Origin of the sequence: Streptomyces camponoticapitis (assembly GCF_014646115.1) — a bacterium.
Classification (GTDB): Bacteria; Actinomycetota; Actinomycetes; order Streptomycetales; family Streptomycetaceae; genus Streptomyces; species Streptomyces camponoticapitis.
In genome coordinates, this window is sequence record NZ_BMMV01000032.1 from 1 (window position 1) to 13,048 (window position 13,048).

The window sequence follows — 13,048 nt, forward strand, 5'->3', positions numbered from 1 at the left end:
CTCGGACTACCGCCGGAGAACGTCAGGGTCATCTCCCCGCACGTCGGCGGCGCTTTCGGCTCGAAGACCTTCCCCCAGTTCTATGCCGTCCTGCCCGCGATGGCCGCGAAGGTCGTCGGCCGCCCGGTCAAGCTCGCGCTCGCCCGTCAGCAGATGTTCTTCATGACCGGATACCGGGCCCCCAGCCGGCACCGCTTGCAACTGGGCGCCGACCGGGACGGACGGCTCACCGCGATCGCCCACGACTCCGTGCAGCAGACCGCCCGTAGCAAGAAATACGCCGAGCAGATCGCCGTGTGCTCGCGCACGATGTGGGCCGCGCCGCACCGGCGCACCACGCACCGGCTCCTGCCGCTCGACTTCTCCGTGCCGACCATCATGCGAGGCCCCGGCGAGACGCAGGGCATGTTCGCCCTGGAGTCCGCGATGGACGAGATGGCGATCGAACTCATCTCGATGGCCCTGCACGAATCTGGCGTGGTCGACAACCGGATCGGCCAGATCGTCAACCACGACCTGGCCAGCTACCACTTCGCCGCGAACGCCGACATCGGCTCCGTCGAAGCCCACTGGATCGACTCCGTGGACCCTATACCAACCCGCTCGGCACCAAGGGACTCGGAGAGGTCTGCGTCGTCGGCGCGGCCGCCGCCATCGCCAACGCGGTGTACCACGCTACGGGCGTACGGGTCCGAGACCTGCCCATCACCCTGGATAAGCTCCTTCCCCAGGAGCTGTGACGCGTCTGGCCCGGCGCAGTGCATTCCAGGTGTATTGCCCTGTGACATTGGGGACACGGCCGGCGTCAGTCTTCAGCCGGGCCGCCTGCGAACTCCCGGTCACAGGGAGCTGTTCATCGCGAGCGGCCACGACCCTACGCACCGCAGGATGCGATCGGTCAGCGGAAGGGCATGGCGGAGACCGTGCCGCCCTGGCGCAGGGCGTGGTTCTCAAGGGTGAGCCGGGGAATGTGCTCCTCGTAGGGGTGGAGAGTGGCGCGCAGATCGGCGTTCCGCAGGTTGTCCCTGGCTTGTTCGTTCTGGGCCGTCGGAGATGCCTTCGGTGCTGTGGGGAGACAGGGCTGGAAGTAGGTGGTGATCAGATCTTGGTAGTGGCGGTAGAACGTGGCGTGGGTGACACCGAGGCGGCGTTAGACGGCGCCGATTGTGGCCCGGCGCCCGGAGGCCGCTGCTTCTGTGAGGACGGCGTCCATCGCGGCACGGACGGTTCCGGCGTCGGGCAAGGGGGCTTCATGCCAGCTCCGGGGTGTGGCGTGCGAGGAACTCGGCGGTCTCCTCGGGCAGGCGGCTACTCGCCGTCGGCCAGGGCCTTGTGCGCCCCGCACACACCGTAGGCGTGGGCGTTGGGATCGGTCTGCACCATTTGGCGCGCCTGCGCCGTGGTGAGGCCGCCCGTCCGGCCCTGGATGGCCCAGCAGCCGAGGAGATGGAAACGCACTCCTCGCACTATTCCGTCCGGGTCGCCCGGGGCTGCCCGGAGGCGCTCGCCGATCCATCCCTGCGGGCTGTCGGTGGGACCGAGGGACGTGGAGCGGGCGCAGGATCTGTTCCGGGCGAAGCGCATGCCCCTGGAGTACATACTCGTAACCACCCCCCCCGAGTCGTCCCGTCGTGTCTGAATGTCAGGCCTTCGTGGAATCATCCGTCCCCGGTATGCGCCGTATCGTCAGCGGCGCCGTCGAGGTCGACGCGTACGGCCAGTGCGTCCGTGTCCCCGACTGCCGCCGCAGCCATGCATATCCGCCGCGCCCGGCTGCCGAGGCCGATCAGCCTGCGCCGCTCATGCGGGTCGTCGTCGAGGATGTGCGCCGTCCCGGCCCGCCAGCCGAGGCCGGCGCCGGTGCGGACTTTGACTCGGACCCGCGGCTCCGCCTGGATGTTCCGGACCCAGTCGGTCTCGTAGCCGCGCTGGGCAACCAGCCAATACCTCGTCGGTTAGCCCGTCGCACACCGGAAGCCTCGTACGCAGCCCGGTCGTCTCCAGCAGTGCGTCACCCGGCGGCGGGTGATCCAAGTTGTGCGCGAGCATCACCACGGGGTTGACCGCATGAATCTGCAGCAGGTGAGCAGCAGCGTCACCAGCGCGACCAGCCGCCGTACGGTGGCGGCTGTGTCCTCGCCGGTCGACGCCGTGCGAACAGGGAGTCGCGCGGGGTACCGGGCACCACCATCTGCCCGATACCGATGACCTGGTTGTTGATGGCGTTCAGCCAGGTGATGCCCTTCTTCTTCGCGAAGTACTTGGGGCTGGGGCGGCGTTGATGGTGCGGACGGGGACGACGAAGCGCAGGCCGTCGACGGAGGCGAGCAGGCCCTGGCCCCAGTGCTGGACGATGGGCACCTTCGCCTGGGCCTGAATCAGGGCGGCATTCGCTGCGGCGATGGTCTCCGCGCACAGGTAGTACTGGTCGACGTGGACGAGCCGGGCCCGGGTGAGCGCCTCGTGGTTCGGGTTGATGACCGGAGTGAATCCCGGACGATCAGACCGTCCGAGACCCGGAAGCAACGGCCACCGTGAGCCGTCCTTGTGGTCCACGAAGACAACGACGTTGCACACCGAGCCCAACTCCTCGTCTGCACTGGGCAGAAGGAGGCCCCGAAGGCGTCCGTGCGAACCCGGTCCTTCGCCGTCACTAACCTGCATGCGCCCGCGAGCCGGGTTCGCGATGCAGGGACCGAGGAGTTCACTTCGCGCCGGTAAACCGCGGGTCGCGTCCGCCCACGGCAGAAAAGAAAGAACCCCAAAAGACTGGAATTCTCCGGCGGCGGATCTGCGCGCGTACATAGCCACGTTGGAGTCGACCGTCTCCTCGGTCGACTATCAGCGCGGCATTCTGTCCGAGTTCTCCTCCATTCTGGAGGCGGCTGTCGACGACAAGCGGCTCGCCAGAAACCCCATGCACGCGAAGTCGGTGCGATGGCCGAAGGCGCCGCAGGAGCGACGCGGCGCCTGGCCGTTGGAGACGGCTCTGAGAGTCCGCGATGTCATCAGCCATCGAAACCGGATAGCCGTTGTAGTCGGCCGGGGATGCGGGCTCCGTCAGGGCGAGGTGTTCGGGCTGAGCCCCGAGGACATCGACTACGCGCGAGGCGTCCTGCATGTCCGCCGCCAAGTCCAAGTGATCGGGGGAAGGTTGTACTTCGCCCTGCCGAAGGGGAAGAAGACCCGTACCGTTGACATGCCCTTCTCGGTAGCTGAGGAGCTGAAGCGCCACGTGGAAGCGTTCGCACCGGTGGAGGTGGAGCTTCCGTGGGGGAAGCCGGAGGGCCAGGCCAGGAAGTTCTCCCTGCTGCTCACTACGCGATTTTCCAACGCTATTGCGGTGAATACTTGGAACACCTACACCTGGAAGCCCGCGCTGGCTGCGGCCGGCATCATCCCGCCGCGGGCTGATGGGGCGAAACCCTGGCAGTGGGCGGCGGCCCCGCAGGATGGCTTCCACGTGCTCCGGCACACCTATGCTTCGATCATGCTGGAGGCCGGGGAGTCTGTCGTGACCTTGGCGCGGTGGCTTGGACACTCCTCGCCCGCGATCACCCTCGGTTACTATGCTCACTTCATGCCGGAGGCCGGAAGTAGGGGGCGGACGGCCATCGAAGGATTGCTTGGGGAGCGGGGAGATCGGCATGTTGATCGAAACTCCCCAAATTCTCCCCAGCCCCGTTGACGGGTGATTCCCGCTGCTACACCCCTCCAAAGAGAGCCATGGATTCCAAGGTTGAAAAGATGGGCGGCCTGGGAAAATGCTGAGCGAAGTCATCGCGACCCGCTACGTCACGCCCTTGCGTGAAGGCGGCTCGCTTCCCGGGATCGTCGAGGCCGACGATCTGGGGACGTACGTCATGAAGTTCACCGGCGCGGGGCAGGGGCGCAAGACACTCGTCGCCGAGGTCATCTGCGGGCAGTTGGGGCGGCGGCTCGGGTTGCGGGTGCCGGAGTTGGTGGCCATGCAGCTCGATCCCGTGATCGGTCTCGGGGAGCCCGACGAAGAGGTGCAGGCCCTGTTGAAGGCGAGCGGTGGGCTGAACCTCGGGATGGACTTCCTGCCCGGGTCGCTGGGCTTCGATCCGCTCGCGTACGAGGTGGGTCCGGCCGAGGCCGGCCGGATCGTCTGGTTCGACGCGCTCATCAACAACGTCGACCGGTCCTGGCGGAACCCCAACACGCTTGTCTGGCACGGGGATCTGTGGCTCATCGACCATGGCGCCACCATGATCTGGCACCACAACTGGCCCGGTGCGAAGACCTCGGCCGCGAAGCCGTACGACGCGTCCGACCATGTCCTCGCCCGGTTCGGCCCCGACATCGCGTCGGCCGCCGCCGAACTCGCGCCGCTGGTCACCGAGGAGCTGCTGACCGAGGTCGCGGCCGACGTGCCGGACGAATGGCTCGTGGACGAGCCCGGGTTCGACACCACCGACGCGGTACGGCGCGCCTACGTCGAGGCGCTGCTGCCGCGCGCGGCGACCATCCATGAACGTCTGACCCTCGGCGCACCCGCGAAGGCGCGCCCGTCGCAGGCCCCCGGCTGGCTGGCCGAACGCCTCACGCCCCGGCCGCATCCCACGAAGAAGAGTGGAGGAGAGGGCCGATGAACGGACGCGATGTGTTCGAGTACGCGCCGCTGCGCGTCGTACCGAGGGTCGAGCGCGGGGAGTTCATCAACGCGGGCGTGCTCGTGTACTGCCGTGCCAAGTCGTTCGTGGCCGCCCGCACGCACCTGGACGAGTCGCGGCTCAGGGCGCTGGCGCCGGACGCCGATGTGGCGGGCGTACGGGCCGCGTTGCGTGCTGTCGAGAACGTCTGCGTGGGCGGGGACCCCGCCGGGCAGGCCGCGCGCGAGGACGCCGGGCGGCGGTTCCGCTGGCTGATCGCGCCCCGTTCGACGGTCGTCCAGCCCGGTCCCGTACACGCGGGGCTGACGCTCGACCCGGGGGCGGAGGTCGAGCGGCTGCTGGATCTGCTGGTGCGGTAGGACCCGGCGGGCCGGTGGGCTCACGCGGTGTGACATACGTTCACCGCCCCCGTGTGCCGTTGACACCGGGTGCCAGGGCTTCTAGCGTCACGGCAGCTGAATACTAAGCGGTCGCTCAGTGCACTCGTGCCGACACCGCGATCCAAGGACGAGGAGAAGCAGCATGTCCACCACCGAGCAGCGTGTCGCCGTCGTGACCGGCGCGGCGCGGGGGATCGGCGCCGCGACCGCGGTGCGTCTCGCGGCCGAGGGCCGGGCCGTCGCCGTACTCGACCTGGACGAGGCGGCCTGCGAGGAGACCGTCGGCACCATCACCGCCGCGGGCGGCAAGGCCCTCGCCGTCGGCGCTGACGTCTCCGACTCCGCGCAGGTCGAGGCCGCCGTCGCGCGCGTCGCCGCCGAGCTGGGCGCGCCCACGATCCTCGTCAACAACGCGGGCGTGCTCCGGGACAACCTCCTCTTCAAGATGAGCGAGTCCGACTGGGACACCGTCATGAACGTGCACCTCAAGGGCGCCTTCCTGATGGCCCGCGCCTGCCAGCAGCACATGGTGGAGGCCAAGTTCGGCCGTATCGTCAATCTGTCGTCCAGTTCGGCGCTCGGGAACCGCGGCCAGGCGAACTACTCCGCGGTCAAGGCCGGTCTCCAGGGCTTCACCAAGACCCTGGCCAAGGAGCTCGGCAAGTTCGGCGTCACGGCCAACGCGGTGGCCCCCGGGTTCATCGTCACCGAGATGACCGCCCAGACCGCCGCCCGTGTCGGCATGGGCTTCGAGGAGTTCCAGGCGGCGGCGGCCACCCAGATCCCCGTCCAGCGGGTCGGCGTCCCCGACGACATCGCGAACGCGATCGCCTTCTTCACGGGCGAGAACGCGGGATTCGTCTCGGGCCAGGTGCTGTACGTCGCCGGCGGACCCCTCAACTGAACCGGAAGGTGGCGGACATGACGCAACAGCCGAAGGAAGAGGCACGGCCCGACAGCGGCAAGGTCGCACTGGTCACCGGCGCCAGTCGCGGTATCGGTTACGGCATCGCCGAGGCGCTCGTCGCCCGCGGTGACCGGGTGTGCATCACCGGACGGAACGAGGAAGCGCTCAAGGAGGCGGTGGAGCGCCTGGGACCCGACCGGGTCATCGGCTTTCCCGGCAAGGCCCACGACGAGGTCCACCAGGCCGCCGCGGTCGACCGCGTGATGGAGGCGTTCGGCCGCGTCGACTTCCTGGTGAACAACGCCGGCACGAACCCGGTGTTCGGCCCGATCGCCGATCTCGATCTCAACGTGGCGCGCAAGGTGTTCGAGACCAACGTCGTCTCGGCCCTCGGCTTCGCCCAGCTGACCTGGCGCGCCTGGCAGAAGGATCACGGCGGTGCGATCGTGAACATAGCCTCGGTCGCGGGGGTGTCCGCGTCGCCGTTCATCGGCGCGTACGGGATGAGCAAGGCGGCGATGGTCAATCTGACCCTTCAGCTGGCTCACGAGTTCGCGCCCGGTGTGCGGGTCAACGCCATCGCGCCGGCCGTGATCAAGACCAGGTTCGCGCAGGCGATCTACGAGGGCCGGGAGGCGGAGGCCGTGGCCGCCTATCCGCTGGGACGCCTCGGTGTGCCGGAGGACGTCGGCGGCGCCGCGGCGTTCCTCACGTCCGACCAGTCGGACTGGATCACCGGGCAGACCCTGGTCGTCGACGGCGGAATTTTTCTCAACGCAAGCGTGCACTGACATATTTTGTCATTGAATGCTCCAAGTGCCCCATCGGACCTGCATATTGAACCGATGGGGCACTGCGGTATGGTCGCCCGACTCGTGGCTGAACAAGGAGCGTGCACGTGTTCAACCGGACCAGTCTGCAGGCGGCTGCAGCCCTCGCGTCCATATCCCTGCTGGCCGGATGTGGCCTGTTCTCGGCGGACAGCGCCGGCGAGGACGAGAAGATCACGATCGGTACCACCAGTGAGCCGAGCACGCTCGACCCGGCCGCCGCATGGGACAACTCGTGGGAGTTGTACAGGAACGTTTTCCAGACGCTCGTGGCGTTTCCCACCGGCAGTACGACTCCGCAGCCCGACGCGGCGGACAACTGCAAATTCACGGACTCGACGAACAAGGTCTACCGCTGCGAACTCCGCGAGGGGCTGACGTTCTCCAACGGTCACAAGCTCGACGCCGACGCCGTCAAGCACTCGTTCGACCGCATTGTGAAGATCAACGTGAACGGTGGTCCCAACGGACTGCTCGCGTCCCTCGACGGCGTCACCACGGACGGCGACCTGACCGTCACGTTCAACCTGAACAAGCCCGACGCCACGTTCCCGTTCGTCCTCGCCGCCCCCGCGATGTCCATCGTCGACCCGGAGGAGTACCCGGCCGACAAGCTCCGGGAAGACGGCAAGCTCACCGGATCCGGCCCGTACACGCTCCAGTCGTACACCGCGGGCAGCAACGCCGAACTGGCCGAGAACACCAGCTACAAGGGCTTCGCCGACCGTAAGAACTCGGGCGTCAAGATCCAGTACTTCCAGGACTCCGACAAGATGTTCGGCGCCCTGAAGAAGAAGGAGATCGACGTCATCTACCGAGGGCTGACCTCGGAGGAAGTCGTCGAGCTCGAACAGAAGAAGGAAGAGAACGATCACCTTCAGCTGATCGAGACCGTCGGCGCCGACATCCGCTACCTGGTGTTCAACCCCAAGGACGAGTCGGCGGCGAAGCTGCCCGTACGCCAGGCGGTGGCCCAGGTGGTCGACCGCGACGCGCTGGTGGCCAAGGTCTACCAGGGCACGGCCGAGCCGCTGTACTCGATGGTCCCCAAGGGCATCTCCGGGCACGCCACGAGCTTCTTCGACGAATACGGCGACCCGGACGTCAAGAAGGCGCAGTCCATCCTGGAGGACGCGGGCGTCCAGACGCCGGTGCCGCTGACCCTCTGGTTCACGACCGACCGTTACGGCTCCGGCACGGTCGCCGAGTTTGCCGAGCTCAAGCGCCAGCTGGAGGCGTCCGGCCTCTTCAAGATCACGCTGAAGAGCAAGCCCTGGAAGGACTTCCAGGCGGGCTTCCAGAAGGGCGAGTACCCGGTCTTCGGCCGAGGCTGGTTCCCCGACTTCCCCGACCCGGACAACTTCGTGGCCCCGTTCGTCGGCAAGAACAACGCGCTCAGCACCCCCTACGAGAGCCCCGAGATCACCACGGAGCTGCTGCCGCAGTCGCGGCGCGAGAGCGACCGGGGCGCGGTGATCGAGCAGTTCGAGCGCGCCCAGGAGATCTTCGTCGACGACGTGCGGCTGCTCCCGCTGTGGCAGGGCAAGCTCTACGTCGCGGCGTCGCAGGAGATCAGCGGTGGCGAGCGCGCGCTCGACCCGCAGACCGTCATGCAGCTCTGGGAGTTCAGCCGGAAGGCCAGCTGGTAGCGGCGATTGTCAGTGCTCACCGGTAGGTTCAGGAGTGGCCCAACTGATCGTTTACCGGAGGTTGTTGACGTGACCGACACCGACATGCTGCCCGAGTCCTGGCGCGGCGTCCTCGGCGAAGAGCTGCAGAAGCCCTACTTCAAGGAGCTCACCGAGTTCGTCGAGGAGGAGCGGGCGAAGGGGCCGGTCTACCCCCCGCGCGACGAGGTGTTCGCCGCGCTCGACGCCACGCCGTACGACCAGGTGAAGGTGCTGGTCCTCGGCCAGGATCCGTACCACGGTGAGGGCCAGGGCCACGGTCTGTGCTTCTCGGTGCGGCCCGGGGTGCGCACGCCTCCCTCCTTGCGGAACATCTACAAGGAGATGAAGGAGGAGCTGGGCCACCCGGTGCCGGACAACGGCTATCTGATGCCGTGGGCCGAGCAGGGCGTGCTGCTGCTCAACGCCGTTCTGACGGTGCGGGCCGGCGAGGCCAACTCGCACAAGGGCAAGGGCTGGGAGCAATTCACGGACGCGGTGATCCGCGCGGTGGACGCCCGGCCCGATCCCGCTGTCTTCGTGCTCTGGGGCGCGTACGCGCAGAAGAAGCTGCCGCTGATCGACGAGTCGCGGCATGTGGTGGTCAAGGGCGCGCATCCCTCGCCGCTGTCGGCGAAGAAGTTCTTCGGCTCGCGCCCGTTCACCCAGATCAACGAGGCGATCGCCGCGCAGGGGCACAAGGCGATCGACTGGCGCGTCCCGGACCTGGGCTGACCTGCCCCGTCACGCCCGGCGCCGCCGTCGCCGGCCCTGCCCGGCGGTCCGCGCCGGGCGGGTGAGCCTGAGCGGGAATGCCGGTCGGGGCGGTTAGCGTCGGGCCGGACGGGATCGACCGGACGGGCTCGGGAGGCGGCAGGCGATGGAGCGGCGTGAGGTGTCCGAGGACGCCGTCCTGACCAGGATCGGTCAGGCGGTCATGCTGCTCCACGGCGGTGACCGCGAGGAGGCGCGCAACCGGTTCGGCGAGCTGTGGACCGAGATCGGCGAGTCCGGCGACCCGCTCCACCGCTGCACGCTCGCGCACTACATGGCCGACACGCAGGACGACCCCGGCGACGAACTGGCCTGGGACCTGCGCGCCCTGACCGCGGCGGAGGGACCGGCCTTGTCCCGCGCCTCCCCGGCGGTGCGGGCCTTCTACCCCTCGCTCCATCTCAACCTGGCCGCCGACTATGTGAAACTCCAGCGCCCCGACGCGGCCCGACTGCACCTCTCCCGGGCCCGCGCCGCCGTGAACGCGCTCGGGGACGACGGGTACGGGAACGGGGTCCGGACCGCGATCGGCCGGCTGGAGCGGCAGTTGCTCGACGACTGAGCGGAGTCAGCCGCCGTACGTCTCCTGGCAGAGACGGCTCTCCGCGCTGCCGGGCTTCCAGCCTCCGTACCGCTCACCGAGCGCGCACAGCTCCACGCCCGTGCCAGGCGGCGCCGCCGGGGGCGCCGTGGCGGGCGGTGCGGAGGTGGGCTCGGACCGCTGTGCGGCCGCCCGCCGCCCGGGAGGGGGTACGGCCTCCGGGGCGGCGGGCCGCTCGGGAGGCGGGGTGCGCGCGAGCGGGGTCGCGGCCTCCAGCGCCTCGCGCGCCGGCTGCTGCACGATCCGCGGGGCCACGGTGCGCTGAGGCGGGGCCTCCCGTCCGGCTCCGACCCCCGCCTCGGGCTCCACGGCCACGCAGGCCGAGACCCCGCTGACCGCCACACCGAGGAGGAGTACCGCTGTCGTTCTCGTTCGCCGCGTCACGGGGCCAACTCTGCTGGTCGTGCGGCGTGTCGGAGACGAAACAGCGCGGTGTGACCCGCACGGGTGACGCGGCCCGCCCCCGTGTTGCCCCGCCGCACCCCCCGGCGTCTTCCCGCCTCCCCCTGAGCGCTACGCGGGCGTCGCCGACCGGCCGCCCCGGCATCGCCCGTATGCTGCGGACCAGGGTCTGCCCGGCGGACCCCCGCGCACCGGCGCGTGAGACAACAGGACCGCGGCAAGGCGACAGGGAGACCCACGTGAAGGTCGGCTGCATAGGGCTCGGCGACATCGCCCAGAAGGCGTATCTGCCGGTGCTCACCACGCTGCCCGGGATCGAGCTTCATCTGCAGACCCGCACCCCGGCCACCCTCACGCGGGTCGGCGAGAGTCACCACATCCCCGGCGAGCGGCGCCACGCCGACCTCGACTCGCTGCTCGCCCAGGGACTGGACGCCGCGTTCGTCCACGCGCCGACCGCCGCGCACGCCGAGATCGCCACCCGGCTGCTGGAGGCCGGTGTACCGACCTTCGTCGACAAGCCCCTCGCGTACGAACTCGGCGAATCGCAGCGCCTGGTCGCCCTCGCCGAGGAGCGCGGGACGAGTCTCGCCGTGGGCTTCAACCGGCGCTTCGCGCCCGCCTACGCGCAGTGCCTGGAGCATCCGCGCGATCTGATCCTCATGCAGAAGAACCGCATCGGCCTGCCCGAGGACGCCCGCCTCTTCGTCCTGGACGACTTCATCCATGTCGTGGACACCCTGCGCTTCCTGCTCCCCGGCCCCGTCGAGCACGTCGACGTCCGCGCCCGGGTCCGCGAGGGCCTGACACACCATGTCGTGCTCCAGCTCTCCGGCGACGGTTTCACCGCCATCGGCATGATGAACCGGATGAACGGCTCCACCGAGGAGATCCTCGAAGTCTCCGGACAGGACACCAAGCGGGCCGTCCACCACATCGCCGAGATCGTCGACCACAAGGGCCAGCCCAGTGTCCGCAGGCGCGGCGACTGGGTGCCGGTGGCCCGGCAGCGCGGCATCGAGCAGTGCGTGCTGGCGTTCCTCGACGCCGTACGCGCGGGGAAGACGCTCAGCGCCCGGGACGCTCTTTCGACGCACGAGCTGTGTGAGCGTGTGGTGCTGGCCGCTCGCGCGCAGGCCGTCTGAGCGACCGGGCCCCCTCGAACGCGCAGAGGGCCGCGAGGACGGCCAGCGCGCCGTACAGCGGCCAGGGGCCGAGGTTGACGAACGCGGTGGTGCCGCGCGCCAGCGGCACCACGTAGACGGCGCTCGTGCTGCGATCGGTGCTGAGCGGGGTACCGACCTGCTTGCCCTCCGGGCCGTACACCGCGCTGACACCGGTGAGTGTGGCGTGCACCGTCGGGCGGCCCGTCTCGGCCGCTCGCAGCGCGGCCAGTGTCGCGTGCTGCTCGGGCGCCCAGCTCTGCTGGAAGGTCGAGGTCGACGACTGCGCGACGAGCAGTTGCGCGCCGTCCCTGACCAGCTGCCGGCTCATGTCGGGGAACGCCGACTCGAAGCAGATCAGCGGACCGATCCGCAGCCTCTCCTGCCAGGGCCCCGGCAGCACCATCACCGCCTGGTGTGTGCCGCGTCTGCGGTCCTGGGACGCCGCCTTGCCCACGGACGTCGCCCACCCGAGCGCGTCGCGCATCGGGATGTACTCGCCGAACGGCACCAGCCGCATCTTGTCGTAGCGGTCGCCCGTCAGACCGTCGGGACCCACCAGTACCGCGCTCTTGAAGATCCCCGTGCGCCCCGCCTCGTCCGAGCCGGGAGCGTCCATGTTGACCAGGACCGGGGAGCCGACCTGGCGTGACAGCTCGACGACACGGTTCGCCAGATCGGGCCGGGTGGTGAGATCGCGGCCGACGCTGCTCTCGCCCCACACCACGAGATCGAGATCCTGTCCGGCCAGCGAGCGCGTCAGTTCCTCGCTGCGTACGAAACGCCGCTCGATGCCGCCGATGACACCGGGCTGGACGATGGCGACACGGGCGTGCCCCGCGTTCTCCGGGAGCGGCGCCCAGACCCATGCGACGCCGACGGCGACGACGCACGCCGTCAGGCCCGCGACGGCGGTCGTACGGACCGGGGGGACGGTCAGCAGCACGGTCAGCGCCGTGTTCACGGCGACCACCAGAAGACTCACCAGCCACACGCCGCCCACCGAGGCGAGCCGTAGCGCGGGCGCCACGTCCCACTGACTCGCACCCAGCAGCCCCCAGGGACCGCCCAGGCCGTCCAAGGACCGCACCGTCTCGATGATCAGCCAGCCCGACGGCAGCACCGCCAGCGCGGCGACCGTGCGCCGGACCGACGGACGCCCGCGGAGCATAAAACGGACCAGCCAGCCCCACGGCCCCCACAGCAGCCCCAGAAAACCGCCGAGCACCAGGATGAACACATGCAGGCTCGGGATCAGCCACTGATGGACGGCGAGCATGAAGCCCAGCCCGCCGATCCAGCCGTCCAGGAACGCCCGCCGGCCCGTCGGGGCCGTACGCAGCATCACCATCCAGGGCACGAGAGCGATGTACGCGAACCACGCGATGTTCGACTCGGGGAAGGCGAACGCGGGCAGCGCGCCTGCCAGCAGGGCCGCGAATCCTCGCCACACCGGCGAATGGGAACGACGGACCCACGCCTCCCGCCGCTCGACCGGAACCCACATGCCGCGCCCCCTCGTCCCGCCCGTGAGCGGTGCAGATCAGCGGTACGGGTCAGCGGCGCCGATCAGCGCTACGGCTGATCGACGTCACCGAACGTGCCGGTGGGCAGTACTTTCCGGATCAGTGTGGGGGAGAGAAGGCGTGGGAGGACAGAGCGCCCCCGGTGTGTCCGCCCCTCGTCG

14 protein-coding genes and 1 pseudogene are annotated in these 13,048 nt (G+C 69.3%); 10 read left to right on the forward strand and 5 right to left on the reverse strand.

The features are described from left to right. Window positions 1-960, forward strand: a 960-nt coding sequence (locus IEY79_RS33100) for a molybdopterin cofactor-binding domain-containing protein (protein WP_229701347.1), incomplete at its 5' end; no start/stop codon positions are given. 348 nt (window positions 961-1,308) lie between these two features. On the opposite strand, the gene IEY79_RS33105 is transcribed toward IEY79_RS33100, so the two are convergent. From IEY79_RS33105 to IEY79_RS33115, 3 genes and pseudogenes are all read right to left on the reverse strand, one after another. Next, the gene (locus tag IEY79_RS33105; protein ID WP_189111345.1) at window positions 1,309-1,584 is read right to left on the reverse strand and encodes a DUF6233 domain-containing protein; all 276 of its coding nucleotides are present in this window, start codon (window positions 1,582-1,584) and stop codon (window positions 1,309-1,311) included. A 74-nt stretch (window positions 1,585-1,658) separates the two neighbouring features. Further along, window positions 1,659-1,940, reverse strand: a complete 282-nt coding sequence (locus IEY79_RS38500; RefSeq protein WP_189111425.1) for a nitroreductase/quinone reductase family protein — start codon at window positions 1,938-1,940, stop codon at window positions 1,659-1,661. A gap of 215 nt (window positions 1,941-2,155) precedes the next feature. Continuing rightward, window positions 2,156-2,493, reverse strand: a pseudogene (locus IEY79_RS33115) (Tn3 family transposase); the annotation flags it as partial. A 319-nt stretch (window positions 2,494-2,812) separates the two neighbouring features. On the opposite strand from IEY79_RS33115, the gene IEY79_RS33120 reads away from it, so the two are divergent. The 8 genes from IEY79_RS33120 to IEY79_RS33155 all read left to right on the forward strand — a co-directional run bounded on the left by IEY79_RS33120 (window position 2,813) and on the right by IEY79_RS33155 (window position 9,757). Beyond that, window positions 2,813-3,688 (forward strand): tyrosine-type recombinase/integrase, encoded by an 876-nt coding sequence (locus IEY79_RS33120; protein ID WP_229701348.1) that lies wholly within the window; start codon window positions 2,813-2,815, stop codon window positions 3,686-3,688. 76 nt (window positions 3,689-3,764) lie between these two features. Next, window positions 3,765-4,616, forward strand: a complete 852-nt coding sequence (locus IEY79_RS33125; protein WP_189111347.1) for a HipA family kinase — start codon at window positions 3,765-3,767, stop codon at window positions 4,614-4,616. After that, on the forward strand, window positions 4,613-4,996 hold the full coding sequence (locus tag IEY79_RS33130) for a DUF3037 domain-containing protein (protein ID WP_189111348.1): 384 nt from the start codon (window positions 4,613-4,615) through the stop codon (window positions 4,994-4,996). The genes IEY79_RS33125 and IEY79_RS33130 overlap by 4 nt, the downstream gene beginning before the upstream one ends. Before the next feature lie 163 nt (window positions 4,997-5,159). Next, the gene (gene fabG / locus IEY79_RS33135; protein WP_189111349.1) at window positions 5,160-5,921 is read left to right on the forward strand and encodes a 3-oxoacyl-ACP reductase FabG; all 762 of its coding nucleotides are present in this window, start codon (window positions 5,160-5,162) and stop codon (window positions 5,919-5,921) included. A 17-nt stretch (window positions 5,922-5,938) separates the two neighbouring features. Then, window positions 5,939-6,715, forward strand: a complete 777-nt coding sequence (locus tag IEY79_RS33140) for an SDR family oxidoreductase (RefSeq protein ID WP_189111350.1) — start codon at window positions 5,939-5,941, stop codon at window positions 6,713-6,715. A gap of 107 nt (window positions 6,716-6,822) precedes the next feature. Further along, the gene (locus IEY79_RS33145; protein WP_189111351.1) at window positions 6,823-8,403 is read left to right on the forward strand and encodes an ABC transporter substrate-binding protein; all 1,581 of its coding nucleotides are present in this window, start codon (window positions 6,823-6,825) and stop codon (window positions 8,401-8,403) included. 69 nt (window positions 8,404-8,472) lie between these two features. Beyond that, complete coding sequence (ung, locus tag IEY79_RS33150; protein WP_189111352.1) at window positions 8,473-9,156, forward strand: uracil-DNA glycosylase; 684 nt, start codon at window positions 8,473-8,475, stop codon at window positions 9,154-9,156. A 145-nt stretch (window positions 9,157-9,301) separates the two neighbouring features. Continuing rightward, window positions 9,302-9,757, forward strand: coding sequence for a hypothetical protein (locus tag IEY79_RS33155; protein ID WP_189111353.1), 456 nt, complete (start codon window positions 9,302-9,304; stop codon window positions 9,755-9,757). Between the two features lie 6 nt (window positions 9,758-9,763). Here IEY79_RS33155 and IEY79_RS33160 read toward each other — a convergent pair whose 3' ends face one another. After that, window positions 9,764-10,180: a hypothetical protein gene (locus tag IEY79_RS33160; RefSeq protein WP_189111354.1), complete on the reverse strand. Its 417-nt coding sequence runs from the start codon at window positions 10,178-10,180 to the stop codon at window positions 9,764-9,766. Between the two features lie 257 nt (window positions 10,181-10,437). Here IEY79_RS33160 and IEY79_RS33165 point away from each other — a divergent pair, with 257 nt between their 5' ends. Next, a complete protein-coding gene (locus IEY79_RS33165; RefSeq protein WP_189111355.1) occupies window positions 10,438-11,343 on the forward strand; it encodes a Gfo/Idh/MocA family protein in 906 nt (301 codons plus the stop codon). Here IEY79_RS33165 and lnt read toward each other — a convergent pair. Further along, the gene (gene lnt, locus IEY79_RS33170) at window positions 11,267-12,868 is read right to left on the reverse strand and encodes an apolipoprotein N-acyltransferase (RefSeq protein ID WP_189111356.1); all 1,602 of its coding nucleotides are present in this window, start codon (window positions 12,866-12,868) and stop codon (window positions 11,267-11,269) included. The two genes, IEY79_RS33165 and lnt, sit on opposite strands and share 77 nt — an antisense overlap. Window positions 12,869-13,048: the final 180 nt, after the last annotated feature.